The sequence below is a fragment of the Deinococcus peraridilitoris DSM 19664 genome (assembly GCF_000317835.1).
Lineage (GTDB): Bacteria > Deinococcota > Deinococci > Deinococcales > Deinococcaceae > Deinococcus_A > Deinococcus_A peraridilitoris.
This window is the reverse complement of sequence record NC_019793.1, coordinates 3,688,940-3,708,263: the sequence shown is the minus strand read 5'-3', so window position 1 is coordinate 3,708,263 and position 19,324 is coordinate 3,688,940. Positions and strand designations below refer to the sequence as shown.

Below are 19,324 nucleotides of genomic sequence, written 5' to 3'. Positions count from 1 at the left end.
GTGTACCGGTTCACGGTGTGGCCTGCCGCAGCGCCGCGTGACGCTGGTAGTGCTGCAGCTCTGCCGCGCGGACGGTATTGGCCAGCAACTGCGCCACCGTAAGCGGCCCGACTCCGCCCGGTACGGGCGTCATGGCCGAGGCCACGGTGGCCACGTCCGGATGGACGTCGCCCACCAGCCGGTCGCGCTCCGGACCACGGACGCGGTTGATGCCGACGTCGACCACCACCGCGCCTTCCTGCACCATCTCAGGCGTGATCAGCCCGGCGCGCCCCACGGCCGCGAACAGCAGATCGGCCTGACGTGTCACCTGTGCGAGGTCAGGAGTTCGCGAGTGAGCAATGGTGACCGTCGCGTCGGCACGCAGCAGCAGCGCCGCAAGCGGTTTACCGACGATGTTGCTGCGGCCCACGATCACCGCGCGCCGACCGGCCGCGCTGATGCCGTAGTGTGCCAGCATCGCCATCACGCCGGCGGGCGTGCAGGGAGGCAGTCCCGGCAATCCACTCCAGAGCGAACCGACGTTGCTGGGATGAAAGCCGTCGACGTCCTTAAAGGGATCGATGGCGGCGATCACCGGCTCGGTGCTCACGTGGCGCGGCAGGGGAAGCTGCACCAGGATGCCGTGCGCGTGCTCGTCGTGGTTGAGCGTGCCGATCAGTTCGAGGAGCGCTTCTTCGGAAGTCTCTTCACCCAGAGCGTGAACCGTCGAGTGCAGGCCGATCTCACGCGCCTTCTTGTCTTTCAGCCGGACGTAGCTGACCGAGGCGGGATCCTCGCCCAGCCGAATGACGTGCAGGTGTGGCGTGGCCGAAAGGTCAGACAGGCGCGTCCGAGCGTCGGCCAGCAGGGCGTCGGCGGCGGGACCTCCACGCAGCTCGCGCGCGCTCACTCCGCGGTCTCTTCATCCGTCGGGCGTTCGTCACCCGGTGAGGGTCGGGAGTCTTGCGCTGGCAGCGCACGAACCAGGCTGGCGAGCACGCCGTTCACGAAGCGGCCCGACTCGTCTCCACCAAATTTGCGGGCGATGCGCACTGCCGATTCGATCACGGGCGGGGCGCTTTGGTTGCCGTACAGCAATTCCGAGGTTGCCAGCCGCAACACGTTGAGGTCGGTCTGCGCCATCTGGTTGAAGCTCCAGCCCTGAATGGTGCGGCGCAGCAGACCATCGACCTCGTCGCGGTGGTCGTTGTAGCCGTTGACCAGCGAACGGGCGAAGTCGAGCGCTTCAGGGCTAAGGGAGGCGTACGCGTCGTCACCCCCTCGCATGGCACCTTCGGCACGCTGCAGGGTGTCCTGGGTGGTGGACTGGCCCTGTGCCGACTCGAAAAGTACCCGGAACGCGAATTCACGGGAGGCGCGGCGGCTCGAATTGGGTGTGGCTTCACGGCGCCTGGTCATCAGGCACCCTTGGGGAGGTTCAGTCCCTGAACGCTGACGTTCACCGAACGCACCTTGAGGCCGGTCATCAGTTCGACGTTTTCGGTGATGGTGCGCTGCACGCTCTGCGACAGCGTCACCAGATTACGGCCATACTCCACGTTGACACCGATGTCGAACGTGACGCTGTCGCCTTCGCGGGTGACCTTGAGTGCCTTGGGGCGGCGCGCGGAGCGGTTGTTCCCCTTGAGCACCTCGCCTACCTTGATGGGCGCGTTGGCGACTTCCAGTCCCTCGACACGGTCAAGGGCCGTGCAGGCAATGTCATACAGCACGGTTTTGGCAATTTCAATTTCCACGGGTCCTCCTGGTCACCGCCAGTTCGGGCAGTTTCGAAATCGAGATGTTGGCCTGAGCGGGCGCTCGGCGCGCCCAGCGGGCAGGCTTCAGTCTAGCAACTGCACTCCGCGCTCGGAGAGCAGCGCGCCGAGCGCGTCTTCGTCGAGGACCGGGCGTTCGAGTTCACGGGCGCGCGCCAGCTTGCTGCCCGCGTCCTCGCCGGCGAGCACGAAGCTGGTCTTTTTGGTCACACTGCCCGACACCCGCGCACCGTGTCGTTCGAGGTGCTCGCGGATTTCCTCGCGGGGTCGGCTGAGGGTACCGGTGATGACAAAGGTCAGGCCGGCGAGCTGCGCTCCGGCACGCACCGAGGTCGACCGGGTGTTCACGCCCGCCGCCTCCAGCCTCGCCACGAGATCCTGCATTGCCGGGTCAGACAGGGCGCTGTGAACACTTCGCGCGATGGTTTCACCGAGTCCGGACACCCGCGCGAGTTCCTCCTGTGTGGCGCTCGCGATGGCGCTCAGGTCGGGAAAGGCCCGTTCGAGCGCCTGGGCGTTGCGCTCACCCACGAAGCTGATTCCCAGCGCGTTGATCAGGCGCGCGAGGGGGCGCGTCTTGCTTTCCTCGATCTGGGCAAGGATTTTGCCGGCGCTCTTTTCTCCGAGCCGTTCCAGCCCGGCCAGGGTCGCGAGGTCGAGGCGGTACAGGTCGGCGGCGTCGCGCGCCAGGCCCTGCTGCACCAGGATCTCGATGATGCGCTCGCCGAGGCCGCGAATGTCCATCGCGCCGCGCGAAACGTAATGGCGCAGACGCTCGTACACCTGTGCCGGACAGGCGGGATTGGGGCATACGGTCGCCGCACCTCCCTCGGCGCGAACGACTTCGTGGTGGCATTCGGGGCAATGGGAGGGGAACTCGAATGGCACGCTGGCGGCCCCGCGCGCTTCGGGCAACACCCGGATGATTTCCGGAATGATTCCACCCGACTTGTGAACCATCACACTGTCTCCCACGCGCAGGTCGAGCCGCTTGATGAAGTCCTCGTTGTGCAGGGTGGCCTTGCTGACGGTGGTACCCTCAATCAGCCGCGGCTCCAGGTGGGCCAGGGGATTCAGGCGACCGGTTCGCCCTACGCTGACGGTAATGTTGAGCACGCGGGTCTGGGCTTCCTCGGCCGGAAACTTGTAGGCGATGGCCCAGCGTGGGGCGCGCGACGTGAAACCGGCTTCGCCCTGCAGCTGCAGGTCATCGAGCTTGATCACCGTGCCGTCCGCGTCGAAGGGGAGCTGCGAACGCCGGGCCGTCACTTCATGATGAAATTGCGCAGCTTCCTGCCAGTTCGCTACGCGCCGGAAGTCAGGGCTGACCGGAAACCCGGCACTCTGGAGCCAGCCCAGCAGTTCGCTCTGGGTTGTGGCGTTCACACCGTCACGCTTGCCGACACCGTAGAAGTAGGCCTGCAGCCGCCGTGACGCGGTCACTCGCCAGTCTTTCTGGCGCAGCGCCCCGGCGGCCCCGTTGCGTGGGTTTTTCAGCAGTGGCAGCCCGGCCTCTTCGGCCTCCTCGTTGAGGCGCACGAATTCTTCGCGTGACAGGAAGACTTCACCGCGCACCTCGAGCTCGCCCGCGTGCCCGGGAAGCTCCCGGGGGATGCTGGCGATGGTCAGGACGTTGGGCGTCACGTCTTCGCCGACCTGACCGTTTCCACGCGTCGCGGCCCACTGCAGCTGGCCGTCACGGTAATAGAGGTTGACTGACAGCCCGTCGATTTTCAGTTCGCAGGCATAGGTGAAACCGGGCCGCTCACCGGCGGCGGAACGCACCGCCCCACTGAGCGCGCGGGCGAGACGTTCGTCGAACGCGGCGAGGTCCTCATCACTGAACGCGTTGTCGAGCGAGGTCATGGGCGTCGGGTGACGGATCGGCGCAAAAGTCGCGCCCGGCGCGCCGCCCACTTTCTGGGTGGGTGACTGGGGCAACACCCATTCGGGGTGCTCGGCTTCCAGTTGACGCAGCTCACGCGTGAGGGTGTCGTAGGCGGCGTCGCTGATTTCCGGATCGTCGAGTTCGTGGTAACGCCGATTGTGATACTCGATGAGAGAGACGAGTTCCGCGTAGCGAGCTTGCGTCATGGCGCCACAATACCAGCCGCGACGAGTCGGCTGCGCCCTGGATTCCTTGTTCCACGAGTAGTCGAAAAGCCTGAAAATCACGTCAGAAACGTGGGCCTGCGCTCTTAAGATTTCCTGTATACTCCTACAGGGTTCCCGACAATCGACGGTGCCAGGGTGCCGGGCTTGTCGAGGCAAGTCGAGCCGGTGACCATATGCGGTCGGGCAAGGCACTCCCAGGAGGAAATGCAATGAATAAGGTATTGACCCTCGGGCTTCTCGCCCTCGGCGTGGCCAGTGCACAACAACCCGTTCGCGTCGGTCTGGCATTCGACGCCGGCGGCAAATTCGACCGCTCGTTCAACCAGTCGGCCTACGAAGGCTCCCAGCGTGCCGTGAAGGACCTGGGCGTGCAGACCAAGGACTTCGAGCCGAGCGACCCCAGCCAAGTGCAGCAGGGCATCCGCTCATTCGCGCAGAACGGCTTTGACCTGACCATTGGCGTGGGCTTCGCCAACAACGCCTCGATCACCAGCGTCGCCAAGGAAAACCCCGATCTGGCCTTCGGCCTGATCGACGACGTGAGCGACGCGCCCAACGTGGCGAGCCTCGTCTTCAAGGAACAGGAAGGCAGCTACCTCGTGGGCTACCTCGCCGCGCTGAACAGCGCAACCGGGGTGATCGGCTTCGTCGGCGGGATGGACATCCCCTTGATTCACCGTTTCGAAGCGGGATACACCGCCGGCGCCAAGGCCGCCAACAAGGACATCCGCGTCGTTGCGCAGTACGTGGGCACCACGCCGGAAGCCTGGAACAACCCCTCCAAGGCCAAGGAAATCGCGGGCAGCATGAAGAACCGCGGCGCCGACGTGATTTTCGCGGCGGCAGGCGCGTCCGGCAACGGCGTGATCGATTATGTCAAGCAGACCCAGTGCCTCAAAGCCGCCCAACTGCCCAAGGGCACGACCTTCAAGAGCGACAACTTCAAGGGTGTCGCCAAGAGTGCCACCTACACCAAAGCCTGTGCGGGCAACAGCCGCCCAATGTTCTTTGTGGGCGTGGACAGCAACCAGAACTACCTGGGCGACTTCGACAAGAACCCCAAGACGCTCAACCACGGCCTGACCAGCATGCTCAAGCGTGTCGACAACGCCGTGTACTCGCTTATCAAGGACGTCAAGGACGGCACGTTCAAGCCCGGCGAACGCCGCCTGGGCCTGAAGGAAAACGGCGTCGGCTTTGCGATCGACCAGTACAACCAGGCGCTGATCAGCAAGGCCCAGCAGGACCGGGTGGCCAAGGTGCGCGCCGACATCATCGCTGGCAAGATCAGCGTTCCCACCCAACGCTGACCACCTAACGCTGACGCAGTACAGAAAGACGCCCGGCATGGTGCCGGGCGTCTTTCTGTGAATCGCCGTCAACCACGGGTCAGGCCGTCAGCATCACGGGAGGCTCCTGCGCGCCTGTGAAACGGCGCAACAGCCGCGGAACGAGCTCGGTAGCGGTCAGCACCAGCGCCACGTAGCGCAGCGCGTGGACAGCGCCAAGATGGCGCACTTCTGCGGGAAGTGCGCGGAAGGCGAAGTAGACAGCGAAGACCAGCAGCAGGCCCGCAACGACAAAGAGCAGCCGCGCGGGCCAGGTTTGTGGGGCGTTGAAGGACGGCTTGGCCAGCCAGAAGCCCGCGAGAATGCCCAGGGCAGTGGCGTAGACCGGCACGAACGCGGCTGCCACCACGGCGGCAAGCGCGACGCCCCAGGACCAGACTGGGGCGTCGCGCTCGGGGAGAGGCAGGCGTGAACCCACTGCGACCAGCACCGCGCCGACCAGCAATCCCACGAGCACGTCCAGGGGAAAGTGAACCCCCAGCACGACGCGTGAAAGCGCGATCAGCACGATCACCAGCCCTGTCAGTGCCCAGAACGCACGCGAGCGCAGCTGGGAAGCGGCCAATCCCCAGATGGTGGTCGAGACCAGCACGTGCCCGCTCGGCAACCCTGGCCCTCCCGCCGTCTGTTTGGCCGCCTCCGACGCCAGCGCAGCGTCCAGATGAAAGGGCCGCGGCGCGTCAAAGGCGTATTTGAGCCCATCGGTGACCAGGATGCTCGCTCCGAAGAAAATACCGACGGTCCGCCCTCCGCGCGGATTGATGAGCCAGTAGTACAGGCTGAGCAGCACGATGAACGCAAAGTCAGAGCCGAGGTTCGTCACGGCCAGCCAGAAGCTCTCGGCGCCGCCGAGCGCGGCGCGCATGATGTGGACTGTCTCCATGCCTCAGTGTGACAGATCGTGTCCTGGACCGACGCACAAATATGACGCTGCGGTCGCTCCTCGTACGAATCCTCGCCGGCCCGGACCATCCGTTCGAAACGGGCGAAAATCGGCCTCACGCCGCGCCCGCATACCGGGTGTCCTAAGATGAGTGTATGACGATCAACGCGCCAGCACAGTCTGGTCAGCCCTCACACCGCAGTCCGGACGCCATCGAGTTGCGCGGTATCACCAAGCGTTTTCCCCTGGTCTTGGCCAACGACAACATCAGCATGACGGTGAAGTGGGGCAGCGTCCACGCGCTGGTCGGTGAGAACGGAGCGGGCAAGAGTACGCTGATGAAGATCATTTATGGAATGCAGCCACCCACCAGCGGTGAAATCGCGGTGGACGGTCAGGTGGTCCATCTGCACGATCCCAAGGACGCCATCGCCCTCGGAATCGGCATGGTCCACCAGCACTTCATGCTGGTCGATCCGCTCACGGTGACCGAAAACGTCATTTTGGGCGCCGAACCCACCCGTGGCACCTCCATCAACTTTGCAGCGGCGCGTAAAAAGGTCGCCGAGCTGATCCGGCGATTCAACTTTGCCCTCGATCCCGATGACCGGATCGAGGATCTGCCCGTGGGCCTGCAACAGAAAGTGGAAATTCTCAAGACGCTCTACCGCGGCGCGCGCATTCTGATTCTGGACGAGCCGACGGCGGTGTTGACGCCCAGCGAAACCGACGAGCTGTTCGACTTTCTCAAAAACCAGTACGCCCGGGAAGGCAACGCCGTGATTTTCATCAGCCACAAGCTGCAGGAGGTACTGCACATCAGCGATGAAATCAGCGTGATCCGCGACGGCAGGATGATCGGCACTGTGCCCACCGAGGGTGCCACGCCGCAACGGTTGGCGCGCATGATGGTGGGCCGGGACGTGGTGCTGAGCGTTGCCAAGCAACCGGCGCGCCCGCAGGAAGTGGCCCTGGAAGTGCGTGACCTGGTCGTGCAGAACGAGAGTAAAACGAACGTGGTCGATTCGGTGAGCTTCGACGTACGCGCCGGCGAAATCGTGGGTATTGCCGGGGTGGAGGGCAACGGTCAGAGCCAGCTGGTCGAGGCGATCACCGGACTGCACCCGGTGGCCGGGGGGACCGTTCGCTACCTGGGACGCACGCTGTCCACCGTGAATGCCCGATCGGTGAGCGAGGCCGGGGTGGCGCACATTCCCGAGGACCGCAACGAACGTGGCCTGGTGCTCGACATGTCAACTGCTGAGAACCTGATTCTGGGCCTGCACGACGAAAAACCGTTTGCCGGCCCCCTGGGCTTGCTGAACCTGGAGAAAATCCAGAAAAACGCGCTCGACCTGGCTTCACAGTACGACGTGCGGCCGCGCTCGACGACGCTGCCGGCCGGGCGCTACTCGGGCGGCAATGCCCAGAAACTGATCGTGGCGCGCGAGATGCAGAAAAACCCAAAAATTCTGCTGGCCAGTCAGCCCACCCGAGGTGTCGACATCGGCGCCATCGAGTTTATTCACAAGCAGATCGTGGCAGCCCGCGACGAGGGGCTCGCGGTGCTGCTGGTCAGTGCCGACCTGGGAGAAGTCATGAACCTCGCCGACCGGATTCTGGTGATGTTCGAAGGGAAAATTGTGGGCGAAGTTCCGGCCGGCGAAGCCACCGAAGAGCGGCTCGGACTGATGATGGCCGGTGTCAATTCCGGACCGGCCGACTGACGGGTGACGGCGTGCCCGGGACCGCAGGCACCTTCGACTTCCGCAGCCTGTGATTCAGGGCAGGCGGCGCAGCTTGGAGAGGTAAAATCCGTCGAGGCCGCCGACGGCCAGGGTCCGGACGCCAAACTTGTCCTGGACGCTGGGAACGGCAATCGACAGGCCACTCGCTTCAAATTCCGGATGCCGCTGAAGGAAGACACGCAGCACGCCTGGTCCTTCATGCTCCATCACCGAGCAGACACTGTAGAGCAGCGAACCACCCGGGCGCACGAGGCTCGCGGCGCTCTGGAGCAGCTGTGCCTGCAACGCGGCCATCTCCTCGACAGCCTGCGGGGTGAGGCGAAGTTTGATTTCCGGATGGGCCCGCAGGGTACCACTGCCGGTGCAGGGAGCGTCGAGCAAGACGAAGTCCGCGCCCTCGATCCGTGGGGCTTCTCGGAGATCGGCGTCGAGAAATTCGGCCTGTAACCGCAGTCGGCTCAGGTTCTCCCGCGCCGCCTTGTGCTTGCGGGCATCGACGTCGACGCTGGTGACATGCGCACCCCGGGCGGCCAGCATGGCGGCCTTGACGCCCGCACCCCCGGCGAGATCCAGCACCCGCTCGCCGCGGACGTCGCCGAGCGCCTCGACGGCTGCAAAGGACGCGGGGTTGATCGGTTGCGCCTCGCCGCGCACAAAGGCGCTCGAGGCACGCAAGGGCTTCGCCAAGGTCACGCGGTACACGTCGCCAAAGCCCGGTTCGACTGCCGCGCCCTCGCTTTCGAGGTCGCGCACGCCCTGACCTGTCAGCCACAACCACAGCGGTGAGGGCTGCAAGAAATCGCGCATGACCGCTTCGGCCCCTTCACCGTAGGCATTCTCGAAGGCCGTGATCAGCCAGCCGGGCAGGCTCAGTTCGGTTTCGGCGCTGGGTGTGGGTGCGCTCACCCGGCGGAGCACCGCGTTGACCAGGCCGGACAGGCGGCCGAAATCCCGCTTGGCCAGATTGACGTATTCATTGACGACCGCGTGCCCGGGTGTCTCGAGAATCAGCTTTTCAAAAGCGCCCGCCAGCAGGAGCGCTTTGACCTTGTTCTGGGTATTCGAGCGCAGCAGCGGCTGCAACGCGCGCTCGAGCGTCAGGTGATAGCGCAGGCTGCCATACACGATATGCGTGGCGAGGCCCGCGTCGCGCGTGCTGAGGCGCGCTTTCGAGAGGGCTTCGTCCAGGGTGGGTGCGGCAAACCGCTCACCGATCAGAACCTGCGCCAGCACCCGGACAGCCAGTGCGCGAGCTGGGTTGAAGGAGGAAACAGCGTCGTCCGTCACAGTACCGAACAGTGTAGAGGACGAGACCGGGCTTGCGTCGCCCCGGACCCGTTGTACGCAACGCGAGGGCTCCGCACGCTTGTATCAGACACAGAGGCGCCCAGTCAGGGCGCCTCTGTGTGGTATCAACTGGCCTGGACCGCTCGGAGCGAGGGTCAGTCGCGCCGTCCGCCGGCCATGCCGAGGAAGTACACCAGCTGCGCCAGTGCGATAGCAAAGGCGGCGACGTAGGTCAGTGCAGCGGCGGTCAGCACGCTGCGCGCTCCGCCTACCTCGTTTGCCGAGAGGTAGCTGCGCTGATAGAGACTTGCGAGCGCTCGACGGCTGGCATCGAACTCGACCGGAAGGGTCACCAGATGAAACAGCACTGCGGCTGCGAAGGCAATGATTCCCAGCCAGAAGAGCCCGGCCACGTTCAGGAACAGGCCGGCCAGAATGAGCAGCGGGCCGAAGTTGGCACCCAGCTGCAGTGCAGGAAGCATGCGCGCGCGCAGCACCAGTGCCGGATATCCGATCTTGTCCTGAATGGCGTGGCCAACTTCGTGAGCGGCGACCGCAGCGGCGGCCAGGCTGGGCACGTCGTAATTCGTCTCGGAAAGACGTACGACTTTTTTAAGCGGATCGTAGTGGTCGGTCAACTGACCGGGCACCCGCTCGACCGGCACGTGCGCCAGGCCGTTTTCGTCGAGAATCAGCCGGGCCACGTCTGCCCCGGTCAGGTTGCGGGCATTGCGAATCTTCGAAAACCGGCCATACGTGTTGGAAAGGTACGCCTGTACGAGCATGGACACGCCGAACAGGAGAATCATCAGCAGGTAGTAGCTCATTGTCGGTCCTCCATACATATCTTAGCGTAGTGCTATCAAGTTTCATGAGAAAGCGCTCAACAGGGTGCCGGGCAGTTGCCCGGCACCCTGTTGAGCGGCAATTACTGGGTTTTGTAAGAAGCGATGGTAAAACGCACGGCCGTGCGTTCTTCTTCTTCCAGATCGAGTTTGACAAAGGCCGGCTGAGTCTGCAGGTCGAGTTGGTCGGGCACGATATAGCCCCGCGCGATGGCGATGGCCTTGACCGCCTGATTGACCGCCGCCGGTCCGATGGCCTGAACTTCTACTTCACCCTGAGTGCGAAGTAGGGCGGCAATCGCCCCGGCAACGGCATTAGGGCGGGACTTGCCGGACACGCGCAACGTTTCCACGAACAACCTCCGAGACGATGAAAAGCCCGATGACCGTTTCAGTGTAAGGCGCAGACTTTCATAAAGTCAACATATTTTCTCATAAAACCAATCTTTGCCCGAGAACCACTTCATACACGCTTGAGTCTTTTACCCACCAGCCTGGCCCATTTGAGCGCACAAGGCAGAAATCGCTGTCCTGGACAACGTTCTCGCCATTTTCGCGCGGTGTGCAGGGCCAGCTCCTGCTGTGAACTTTTGAGTGGAATTTGAGGGTGACTACCTAGGGTAAAGACAGTCCAACTCAAGGAGAATCCCCATGAACTGCAAACTCTCTGTCGTGGTGCTGTCCACTACCCTTCTTCTGGCATCCTGCGGCCAGCAATCGAACAAACAGGTCGCGGCGCAAGACAGCGCTGCCCGCGCGGATACGCTTTCGAACAAGGGTGGCAAGAAAAAAATCGTGGAGCCGACCCCTACCACGCCCCCGCCAAGCGAGTGCATGGCACTGTATTCCTCGCCCAGCGCGAACACCGCCACCACCAACGCGGTGATCGATCCGAGCATCGACTACAACGGTGAGGTGGGCACGCTGATCTTGTCCTTCAACTTCGACGATGCCGTCTCCCCCGCCGTCGACTTCGTGAGCAGCAAACTGAACATCAAGCTCGGCGACGGCCTCGGCGCGTTTGGCGAACTGCCGATGATCGCCCTTCAGGCACCCATCACGCGCGAGCTCGTCGATACCCTCAAGACCAACCTGCAGCAATACGGCCTGCTCTCGATCTACCAGGACCGTCCGCTGCAATACTTCCTGGACCAGAGCATCGCCTACATCAAGGCCGACGCCGCCCGCACCGCCTTCAAGACGACCGGTAAGGGCGTCGGTGTGGCCGTGATCGACTCGGGCATCGACGGCACACACGGCGACTTCCCCAACCTCGTCAAGAACATCAAGATCGCCGCCCCCATTATCGCGCCGGGCCTTGCCGGGGCCCTTTACGTCGATACGCCCAACTCTGACCTGACAAGCGGACACGGCACGCACGTCGCGAGTACAATCGCGGGCAGCGGCACGCAATCGGGCGGCAAGTACAAGGGTGTCGCGCCCGGCGCGAGCCTGGTTGGCGTGGGCGCGGGCGACGCGATCAGCATTCTGTACGCGCTGCAGGGCTTTGACTACGTCTTCCGGCCCGACGTTCGCGAAACCTACAACGTGCGCATCATCAGCAACTCCTGGGGGACCTCGGGCAGCAATTTCGCACCGTTCAACCCGATCAGCATCGCCTCGAAGCGCGCATACGACTTCGGAATGATCGTCAACTTCGCGGCCGGCAACAGCGGCCCCCGCGAAAACACCCTCAATCCCTACAGTGCCAGCCCCTGCGTGATCAGCGTGGGCGCCGGACACGCGAAGAACACCCTCACCGCCACCAACCCGCGCGTCCGCAAGGGTGTTCCGGGGGAACTGGCGAACTTCTCCAGCCGCGGCATTCCCGGCGACCAGTATCACCACCCCGACATCGTGCTGCCCGGCGTGAACATCGTTGCCGCGCGCGCCATTTCGGGTCCGATCGTCGATCCCTACCTGGGCATGGACGGCACCTCGCCCGAGCCGATGTACTCCTCGATCTCGGGCACCAGCATGGCCACACCGCATATGAGCGGTGTGACCGCGCTGATGCTGGAGGTGAACCCCAGCCTGAACCTCGACGGCGTGCTCGCGGCCGTGACCAGCACTGCCGATCCGATGTTCACCGTCACCGGTGAGCGCCGCCAGCTTGAGGTGTGGGAAGTTGGTGCCGGATACGCCAACGCCTACGCGGCAGTCGAGAAGGCCGCCAGCACCGCCGGAAGCCGTACCACCGTGCAGAGCTCCGCGCTCGACAGCTGGAGCGGCACCGTCGGCACCACCGTGGACGGCACCCCCGTGGCAGGCGAGGACAACCACAACGTGACCGTTCCCTCGGGCGCCTCTGCCCTGAAAATCAAGACCGACTGGGGCAACCCCGCCTACGACCTTGACCTGTACGTGTACGATCCGGCCGGCAAGCTGATCGCTTCCAGCGCACAGGGAGCGAGCGTCTCGGAAGAAGTGGTGATTCCCACCCCGGCTGAAGGCACCTACCGCGTGCAACTCAAGGGCTGGCTCAACCCCACGACCCAGTACAAAGGCAGCGCCGAACTCGAGAAGATCGTCGCGCTTCAGTAAGGCTGGAACAAGGCAAGAGGGACCCGATCGGGTCCCTCTTGCTTTTGACCACGCGGCTGGAAACGGGGCAGCGTGGTCAAAACAGTCTCTGCCTGGTTACTTGGCGGTGATGTTTTTGCCGTCCTGTGGTTTGACGCCGTGCTCCGTCCACAGCCGAAGGGTCTCCCAGGCGATATCGTGCTCGCGCTTGGAGAAATGGCAGTGCCCGGAGTTGGTCACGCTGGCCTGCTGCCAGGGCAAAGGGTCGACGGTCTGCTGCACCAGATTGTCCAGATTTTCCGCCGCCGAGACGGTGCGCCGAAAGATCGCCGCATGCTCGTAGGGCACCAGTGGGTCGATGGTGTTGTGCACGCTGAGCACCTTGGCCGTGAACCGTCCCATCGGTGAATAGTTGGCGCGGAGATAGTCGGCGGCCCGCGCATCAGCCTGCAGGCGCTCAACTCCGGAGTTGACGCGCGCTTCCAAACCCGCAAAGCGCGGGTCTCGGCTCTGGTACCGCTTGCCGACATTGCTGTAGGCGTTTCCACCGGTGGTGGCCAGCGAGTCGGTTAGACCGTAAGCGCTTCCTGCCAGCGCAGTGACAAACGAGACCGGATCGGGATGGGCGCCCGCAAAACCCGCCACCGCGCCCACGAGTTGCGCCTCCGGACCAGTGGCGTTTCTGGCTGCTGAGGCGAACAGATTCCCGACGGATTTCTGCACGGCCTCGACCGTCAGGCCCGGATGGGGTTCGAGGATGTTCCCGCTGCCTGGCAAGGCGTAGGGCGTGTTGCGCGTAAGGACGTCATAGATCAGCCGAAAGTCTGTCAGGTACCGCTGTTCCTCATACCAGCCGCCCGTGACGCCGCACAGCGACAGCGCACCCACGAACGCGTTCGGAAACTTCTCGACGAGGCCCACCACGATGTTGCCGCCCATCGAGTGACCGACCGCGTAGGCCCGCACCGAGCCCAGGGTATCCATAAACGCTTTCAGACGCGCGGTACGCTCGATCCCACTGTTCACGGCGTACCCGGTCTTGCGGTAAGCGGAGGCCGCAACGGCGTATCCCTGGTTGAGCGGTGTGTTCAGGAAAGCGCTCTCCACGGTTTGCGCCGGGTCCGGCTCGCTAGACGTGGGCTGCACATAACCGTGCGCATACAGCAGGGTGCTCTTGTTCCAGACAGCGGGCAATTTGGCCGCGAACGCCACACCATCGAGCTTGCCCGACAGGGTGATGCGGCCGTCGGCGGCACGCTGAACTCGGATGTCGCTGGCACCAGGAAATACCCGGGCCTGCTCACCGAGCGGCAGTTCGGCAGCGGGGCTCGCACCCGCCTGCGCGCAGGAGACGGAAGCGCCCGCAAGCAGGGCGCCGGAAAGCATCATGATCAGGGGTCGATTCACACCAGCCTCGATTCCGGCGGACAGCCCGGGCTGCCCGCGTCATGCGTTGTCATCCGGCAAATTGTACTGCATCCAAAATTCCAAATGGGGTGCAGGTCAGTACTGCGCCAAGCGCCGGAAGAACTCGGCGCCGAAGCGAATGCCGTTCTGAAAGTCTTCCAGGCGGATATTTTCATTGGGTGCGTGGACCCGACCACCCAGGTTCCCGATGCCCATGGCCACCACCGGCATTCCCAGGTATTCGATAAAGGGATGCATCGGACCACTGCCCCCGCTCGACGGGTGCAGTACCGGTTCGGCTCCGTACACGTCGCGTGCTGTTGCGACGGCCAGTTGTACCAGTGGATGGGTCAGGTCCGAGCGGGCGGGTTCTTCGTGCGATTCGAGTTCAACCACCTCGACATCGGCCAGGCCGATGCGCGCGAGATGCTCGCGCACCAGTTGCGCAACCCGCGAAGGCGACTGGTCGGGCACCAGACGAAAATCCAGTTTGGCAAACGCCGTTGCCGGCAATACGGTCTTGCTCCCCGCATCACCGTAACCGCCATGCACGCCGTTGATGTTCAGGACCGGCTCAAGGGCCAGACGCCGGTAGAATTCCGCGCCACTCGCATTCCCCAGAAACCCGGTGATGCCGTAAGTTTCCTGCAGGGCGGACGACTCATCCGGAATGCGCGACACCGCACCCAGGTCGGCCTCCGACGCAGGACGCACGTCGTCATGAAAGCCCTCGATCGTCACCCGGCCTTGCTCGTCGCGCATCGACGAGAGCGCCCGCGCCAGCTGGTAAAGCGGATTGTCCACGACCGCGCCGAATTGCGAATGCAAGTCGGACTGCGCCACCCGGGCGCGCAGCTCCAGGCACAAGATGCCCTTGAGCCCCGCGTACAGGACCGGGCGACCGGCCGGATCGATGGTGCCGAATTCCCACCAGCAGAAGTCAGCGCGCAGCTCATCGGCGTGCTCACGCACGATCCTGGCCAAGCTGGGGCTGCCGATCTCCTCTTCACCCTCGATCAACCAGCGCACCCGAAAGGGCAGCTCACCATCGCAGGACGCCTTCAGTGCCCGCAGGGCGCCGAGCCGTGAAATCAGTTCACCTTTGTCATCGCTCGCACCGCGTCCGTAAAGTCGGCCCGCCCGCTCGGTCAGTTCGAAGGGCGGGCTGTCCCACAGTTCCAGCGGCGTCTCCGGCTGCACGTCGTAGTGGTTGTAGAGCAGCACGGTACGCGCGCCCTGGCCTGCCTCGGCAATCAGCACCGGGGCCACCTGGCCCTCATAGCGCTTGACGGTAAAACCCTCAGCCTCCAGCAGCACCGTTACCGCGTCCGCCGTCTCGGGCAGCTGACGGCCCTGCGCACTCACACTTTGCAGTTTGACCAGATCCGCCAGGTCACGGCGGGCCCGCTCGAAAGTTTCAGAAAGATCGGATGTGAACATGACGGGAGCGTACCATGCGCGCCGAAGAGCTGCGGCATGAACACCAGGGCGCCCGGACCGGCCCTGGGCAGACGTGTCTCGCTGCACACGCTGGCCCTTTGTATTACACTTGCGCGCATGTCCGCCCCGCAAGAATCGTCCGCTCGTCCGTTTCCCACGGTGTTGATCGCCGGCGTGGGCCTGATCGGCGGCAGCGTCGCCCTGCGCGTCAAGAACCTGTTGCTGGCCGACCGCGTGATCGGCCTTGACCAGAACGCGCAGGTGCTCAACAACGCCATCGCCCTGGGCGTGATCGACGAGGCACAGCTCGATCCCGGCCCGTGGCTCGAACAGGTCGACCTGGTCGTGCTCGCGGCGCCGGTCAGCGCGCTGCCCGAACTGGGACGCCGCATCGCCCGCTTTACCCGCAAGGACGCGCTGTTCACCGACGTGGGCAGCGTCAAGGGCCCGGTCAGCGAGCAATTGCAGGACCTGCCGAATTTCGTGCCCGGTCATCCGATGGCGGGCAGCGAACGGGCGGGTGTCGAGCACGCCAGCGGGCTGCTGCTGCAGAACGCCGTGTGGGTCCTCACTCCCACCGAGAACACGCCGCTGCCCGCGCTGGGCAGGATTCGCGGCTTTGTAGAAAGTCTCGGTGCCGCGCCGGTAGTGATGCCGCCACACGCGCACGACCAGCTGGTGGCGACCATCTCGCACCTTCCCTACCTCACCAGCCTGGCACTCACCCACATGGTCGCGCGTGACGAACGGCTGGCCCTGCTGGCTGCGGGCGGCTTCCGAGACCTGACCCGGGTAGCAAGCGGCGATCCGCGTATGAGCCGTGACATGATCGTCGAGAACCGTGCAGCGCTCCGCGACGCACTGTCACGCTTTCGCCGGGAACTCGACCACCTGGAAGCCCAGCTCGGCGCTCCCGAGGAGCTGCTCGAAGCGGCCCGGGAAAGCAAACGCACCCGCGACAGCCTGCCGATCGTGCGTCGCAGTTTGCTGCCCCCCCGACACGACCTGCTGGTCGCGGTCGAGGACAAGGCGGGGGAGCTCGGGCGCATCACGCAGATCGTGGGCTTCGCAGGCATCAACATCAAGGACATCGAGGTGCTGGCAATCCGCGAGCAGGGCGGCAGCGTCCGTCTGGGATTCGAGATGCCCGAAGAGGTGGAGAAGGCGCGCGAACTGCTGGAACGCGAAGGCTACACGACACGCAGTCGCGTGTAAGTCAACCAGTTGCCAGCGGCGCGGGCAGTGCCGGGAGCGCCCGCCTGCCCGCGCCGCGCGCGATTTCCGTCATGGGTGTTCAGCTTCCCGGGCGCACGGTCAGATCCGTCAGGTGGGCGTCGCGTGGCAGCAGCAGTGCGGCGCGAATCGTACTGGCTACGCTGTCGGGACGAATGTAGGCCTCTGCCACAAACTCGCCGCCCTCCTGGTTCCGGACCTTGCGCTGCATGTCGGTGGCCGTGCGCCCGGGGTACACGGTGGTTACCCGCACCCCGTGAGGTGCTTCCTCACCACGCAGGGCGTCGGCCAGCGCGCGCAAGCCAAACTTGCTCGCTGCGTAGCTGCCCCAGCCCGGATTGGCGGTGAGGCCTGCCCCCGAGTTCACGAACAGCACGTGGCCACGCGCGGCGCGCAAGGCGGGCAGCAGCAGCCGGGTCAGTTCGGCCGGGGCCACCAGATTGATGGTCAGGGTCCGTTGCCATTCATCCAGTGAGGCTGCTTCGACGGTGGCCAGGTCCACCACGCCGGCATTGTGAATCAAGGCATCGAGACGGTCGATGCCGTGTACCGCGTCGGCCAGCGAAGCCGGCTGGTCGAGGTGCAGCGCCAGCACGCGGGCTTCAGGGAAACGCTCGGCGAGATCGGCCAGCTTGGCCCCGTCACGCCCGGCCAGAATGAGGTGATAGTCCGACGCGAGGCACTCGGCCAGAGCACTGCCAATGCCTCCGGTGGCGCCGGTGATCAGGGCGGTCTTGCGGTGCTCGGTCATCGTTTTCGAGTTTAGCGCCCTGCATGAGCGCCGCGACAGAGCCACTTCAAGAGAGCAGGTTGCCGCCCGTTTCGGTACCGGACGGGCCTGGCCAGGGCGGAGCGAAATCCGCGAGGCGCGAGCCGCCCAAGTCGGTCAACACCCGGTGCGCAGCGCCAACCCGCGAAACCGGCCCCAGGCCCACCACCTGAAAGCCTCCGGACAATGCAGCCTGCACTCCGGCGGGCGCGTCTTCAAAGACGACACACTGACGTGGGGGGAAACCGAGACGCCCCGCGACCCAAACAAAAACGTCCGGTGCTGGCTTGAGGTTCGCCACGACCGAAGCGTCGGCAACGACATCAAAGGCGCTTTGTAGCGCAAGCATTTCAAGCACGATGGTGACGTTGCGACTCGATGAGGCGAGGCCGGTGGGCACCCCGTGCAGGCGGGCCTCGCTGAGCAACTCACGTACGCCCGGAAGCGCGTGGTCGGGTCCGAAGTCCGAACGTGTGAGGGCTTCCAGGAAATAGTCCTGCTTGCGCCTCATCCATGCCTGCTCTTCCGTCTCGCTCAGCGTCCGTGCGCCCAGCAAGACCCCGAGCGCTTCACGGCGCGAGCGCCCCAGCAGCCGGTCATTGTCGGGGCGGGAGAACACAATGCCCTCCTCGTCGGCGAGGCGCTGCCACGATTGGTAGTGATATTCCACCGTATCGGCAATAACGCCGTCCATATCGAAAATCAGGGCGAAGGCATCGCCTGCGGGTCTGCGGGTCATCGTGCCCAGCATGCCACGCAGCGCCCCGGTCCTTCTCTTCTTCTCGCCTCCACCTCATGCAGCCCAGGACCCACGCTCTAGCATGCAACCATGCTGCAATTCGTATTCGGCCGGGTGTGCCTCACCGTGGCGTTTGCCACCGCACCGCTGGCGCTGGCTCAGGTCAACGAGCGCGCCAGCGTCGAGCAGGTCGTGCGCGAAATGGAAGCCACCATCTCGCGCGGGGATGGGCCGGCTTACCTGCGGCTGGTGGATCTGCGCGAGCCGGTGTTCGCCGCTGAGCACCGCAACTTCGTGCGGGACTGGCAAAGCAAGCCACCGAAGTCCCTGACCATCACTGCGAGCAACATCGCGGTCGAGGACGCAGTTGCGTACGCCGACCTTCGCTGGGCGTGGCGGCGGGAGGAGACTGCCCGCTCCGCCACGTTCGCCGCGGAGTTTCGAAAGGTTAACGGGGCGTGGCGTTATGCGGGGGAACGCTGGAATGAAGTGCAGGTCGGCGGTGCACGGGTCCTGTGGCAAGACCAGCAGGAAGCCACCGCCCGAGCCATGGCCTCTGAGCTGGGCGCGCTCCAGTCACAGGTTGCGCGTGAACTGGGCTTTCCGGCAGCGCCACAACCGGTGCTCAAGCTGTATTCGTCTTCCGAAGCGCTCTCCGCGAGCGTGCAGCTGTCGCTGCAGCCTGTCGCGGGCTGGAACGAACCGGGCGAGGCCGTCAAGCTGGCGCGGCCCGGTTGGCCCGGGTCGCGCAGCACCCTGCTGCACGAACTCACGCACCATGCCGTCTTCGAGCGCTATGGCGCGGGTCAGGCGCGCCTCCCGTGGTGGCTGCACGAAGGAATCGCCCAGTATGTCGCGTCGACAGGCTGGCCCGCAACGCAGCGTGAGACGTACCTGCAACGTTCGGCCAACTGGCAGAAGCGCGGAGAGCTGCCTGAATTTTCGCGTCTGGCGGTCTTCGAGTCGACACCTGACGCCTTATGGGGTTATGTCTACGCGCAAGGGTACGCCTTTGTGCGCTTCGCCGTAGAACTGCATGGCATGGGCGCCCTGACCGACTTCATGGAGCGTGTTGCGCGTGGAGCAGACCTCGGTGAGGCCAGCACCGCCTCTTTTGGGAAGAGCTTCGAGGCCATGGACGAGGCATTTCGCCTGTGGCTGAAAGACGGTGCGGAGCGTACCTGACCCGAATTTGGACTGCGAAGCGCCCGCTCTGTTAGGAGCGG

General features: G+C 64.6%; 17 protein-coding genes. 5 read left to right on the top strand and 12 right to left on the bottom strand.

Annotation, left to right across the window (positions count from 1 at the left end; genetic code table 11):
- Positions 1-10 precede the first annotated feature (10 nt).
- The 4 genes from DEIPE_RS17925 to ligA all read right to left on the bottom strand — a co-directional run bounded on the left by DEIPE_RS17925 (position 11) and on the right by ligA (position 3,854).
- Positions 11-892: a bifunctional 5,10-methylenetetrahydrofolate dehydrogenase/5,10-methenyltetrahydrofolate cyclohydrolase gene (locus DEIPE_RS17925; RefSeq protein WP_015237394.1), complete on the bottom strand. Its 882-nt coding sequence runs from the start codon at positions 890-892 to the stop codon at positions 11-13.
- Positions 889-1,401, bottom strand: a complete 513-nt coding sequence (nusB, locus tag DEIPE_RS17920; protein WP_015237393.1) for a transcription antitermination factor NusB — start codon at positions 1,399-1,401, stop codon at positions 889-891. Before nusB ends, DEIPE_RS17925 begins: the two co-directional genes overlap by 4 nt.
- Complete coding sequence (locus DEIPE_RS17915; RefSeq protein WP_015237392.1) at positions 1,401-1,739, bottom strand: Asp23/Gls24 family envelope stress response protein; 339 nt, start codon at positions 1,737-1,739, stop codon at positions 1,401-1,403. Before DEIPE_RS17915 ends, nusB begins: the two co-directional genes overlap by 1 nt.
- Positions 1,740-1,826: 87 nt before the next feature.
- On the bottom strand, positions 1,827-3,854 hold the full coding sequence (gene ligA, locus DEIPE_RS17910; RefSeq protein ID WP_015237391.1) for an NAD-dependent DNA ligase LigA: 2,028 nt from the start codon (positions 3,852-3,854) through the stop codon (positions 1,827-1,829).
- Between the two features lie 230 nt (positions 3,855-4,084).
- On the opposite strand from ligA, the gene DEIPE_RS17905 reads away from it, so the two are divergent.
- Positions 4,085-5,185: a BMP family lipoprotein gene (locus DEIPE_RS17905; RefSeq protein WP_015237390.1), complete on the top strand. Its 1,101-nt coding sequence runs from the start codon at positions 4,085-4,087 to the stop codon at positions 5,183-5,185.
- 79 nt (positions 5,186-5,264) lie between these two features.
- On the opposite strand, the gene DEIPE_RS17900 is transcribed toward DEIPE_RS17905, so the two are convergent.
- Positions 5,265-6,107, bottom strand: coding sequence for a phosphatase PAP2 family protein (locus DEIPE_RS17900; protein ID WP_015237389.1), 843 nt, complete (start codon positions 6,105-6,107; stop codon positions 5,265-5,267).
- Between the two features lie 155 nt (positions 6,108-6,262).
- Between DEIPE_RS17900 and DEIPE_RS17895 the strand changes: the two genes are divergently transcribed.
- Positions 6,263-7,834 carry an ABC transporter ATP-binding protein gene (locus DEIPE_RS17895; RefSeq protein WP_015237388.1) on the top strand — a complete coding sequence of 524 codons (1,572 nt, stop codon included), beginning with the start codon at positions 6,263-6,265 and terminating at the stop codon, positions 7,832-7,834.
- A 54-nt stretch (positions 7,835-7,888) separates the two neighbouring features.
- Here the strand turns inward: DEIPE_RS17895 and DEIPE_RS17890 are convergent, their stop codons facing one another.
- The 3 genes from DEIPE_RS17890 to DEIPE_RS17880 all read right to left on the bottom strand — a co-directional run bounded on the left by DEIPE_RS17890 (position 7,889) and on the right by DEIPE_RS17880 (position 10,340).
- Positions 7,889-9,142 (bottom strand): transcription antitermination factor NusB, encoded by a 1,254-nt coding sequence (locus DEIPE_RS17890; protein WP_041230981.1) that lies wholly within the window; start codon positions 9,140-9,142, stop codon positions 7,889-7,891.
- A 155-nt stretch (positions 9,143-9,297) separates the two neighbouring features.
- Complete coding sequence (locus tag DEIPE_RS17885) at positions 9,298-9,969, bottom strand: zinc metallopeptidase (protein WP_015237386.1); 672 nt, start codon at positions 9,967-9,969, stop codon at positions 9,298-9,300.
- Positions 9,970-10,070: 101 nt separating this feature from the next.
- Complete coding sequence (locus DEIPE_RS17880; protein WP_015237385.1) at positions 10,071-10,340, bottom strand: stage V sporulation protein S; 270 nt, start codon at positions 10,338-10,340, stop codon at positions 10,071-10,073.
- Positions 10,341-10,638: 298 nt separating this feature from the next.
- Between DEIPE_RS17880 and DEIPE_RS17875 the strand changes: the two genes are divergently transcribed.
- The gene (locus tag DEIPE_RS17875) at positions 10,639-12,531 is read left to right on the top strand and encodes a S8 family serine peptidase (protein ID WP_015237384.1); all 1,893 of its coding nucleotides are present in this window, start codon (positions 10,639-10,641) and stop codon (positions 12,529-12,531) included.
- Positions 12,532-12,627: 96 nt separating this feature from the next.
- On the opposite strand, the gene DEIPE_RS17870 is transcribed toward DEIPE_RS17875, so the two are convergent.
- Positions 12,628-13,917 (bottom strand): alpha/beta hydrolase, encoded by a 1,290-nt coding sequence (locus DEIPE_RS17870; protein ID WP_015237383.1) that lies wholly within the window; start codon positions 13,915-13,917, stop codon positions 12,628-12,630.
- A gap of 96 nt (positions 13,918-14,013) precedes the next feature.
- On the bottom strand, positions 14,014-15,357 hold the full coding sequence (locus DEIPE_RS17865) for a M20/M25/M40 family metallo-hydrolase (RefSeq protein WP_015237382.1): 1,344 nt from the start codon (positions 15,355-15,357) through the stop codon (positions 14,014-14,016).
- Between the two features lie 117 nt (positions 15,358-15,474).
- On the opposite strand from DEIPE_RS17865, the gene DEIPE_RS17860 reads away from it, so the two are divergent.
- Entirely contained in the window at positions 15,475-16,572 is a 1,098-nt protein-coding gene (locus tag DEIPE_RS17860) for a prephenate dehydrogenase (RefSeq protein ID WP_041230979.1), read from the top strand.
- A 79-nt stretch (positions 16,573-16,651) separates the two neighbouring features.
- On the opposite strand, the gene DEIPE_RS17855 is transcribed toward DEIPE_RS17860, so the two are convergent.
- Positions 16,652-17,341, bottom strand: coding sequence for an SDR family oxidoreductase (locus DEIPE_RS17855; protein ID WP_015237380.1), 690 nt, complete (start codon positions 17,339-17,341; stop codon positions 16,652-16,654).
- A 46-nt stretch (positions 17,342-17,387) separates the two neighbouring features.
- Positions 17,388-18,098, bottom strand: a complete 711-nt coding sequence (locus DEIPE_RS17850) for a beta-phosphoglucomutase family hydrolase (protein WP_157448924.1) — start codon at positions 18,096-18,098, stop codon at positions 17,388-17,390.
- A 90-nt stretch (positions 18,099-18,188) separates the two neighbouring features.
- Between DEIPE_RS17850 and DEIPE_RS17845 the strand changes: the two genes are divergently transcribed.
- Positions 18,189-19,283, top strand: a complete 1,095-nt coding sequence (locus DEIPE_RS17845; RefSeq protein WP_015237378.1) for a peptidase MA family metallohydrolase — start codon at positions 18,189-18,191, stop codon at positions 19,281-19,283.
- The last annotated feature ends 41 nt before the right edge of the window (positions 19,284-19,324 follow it).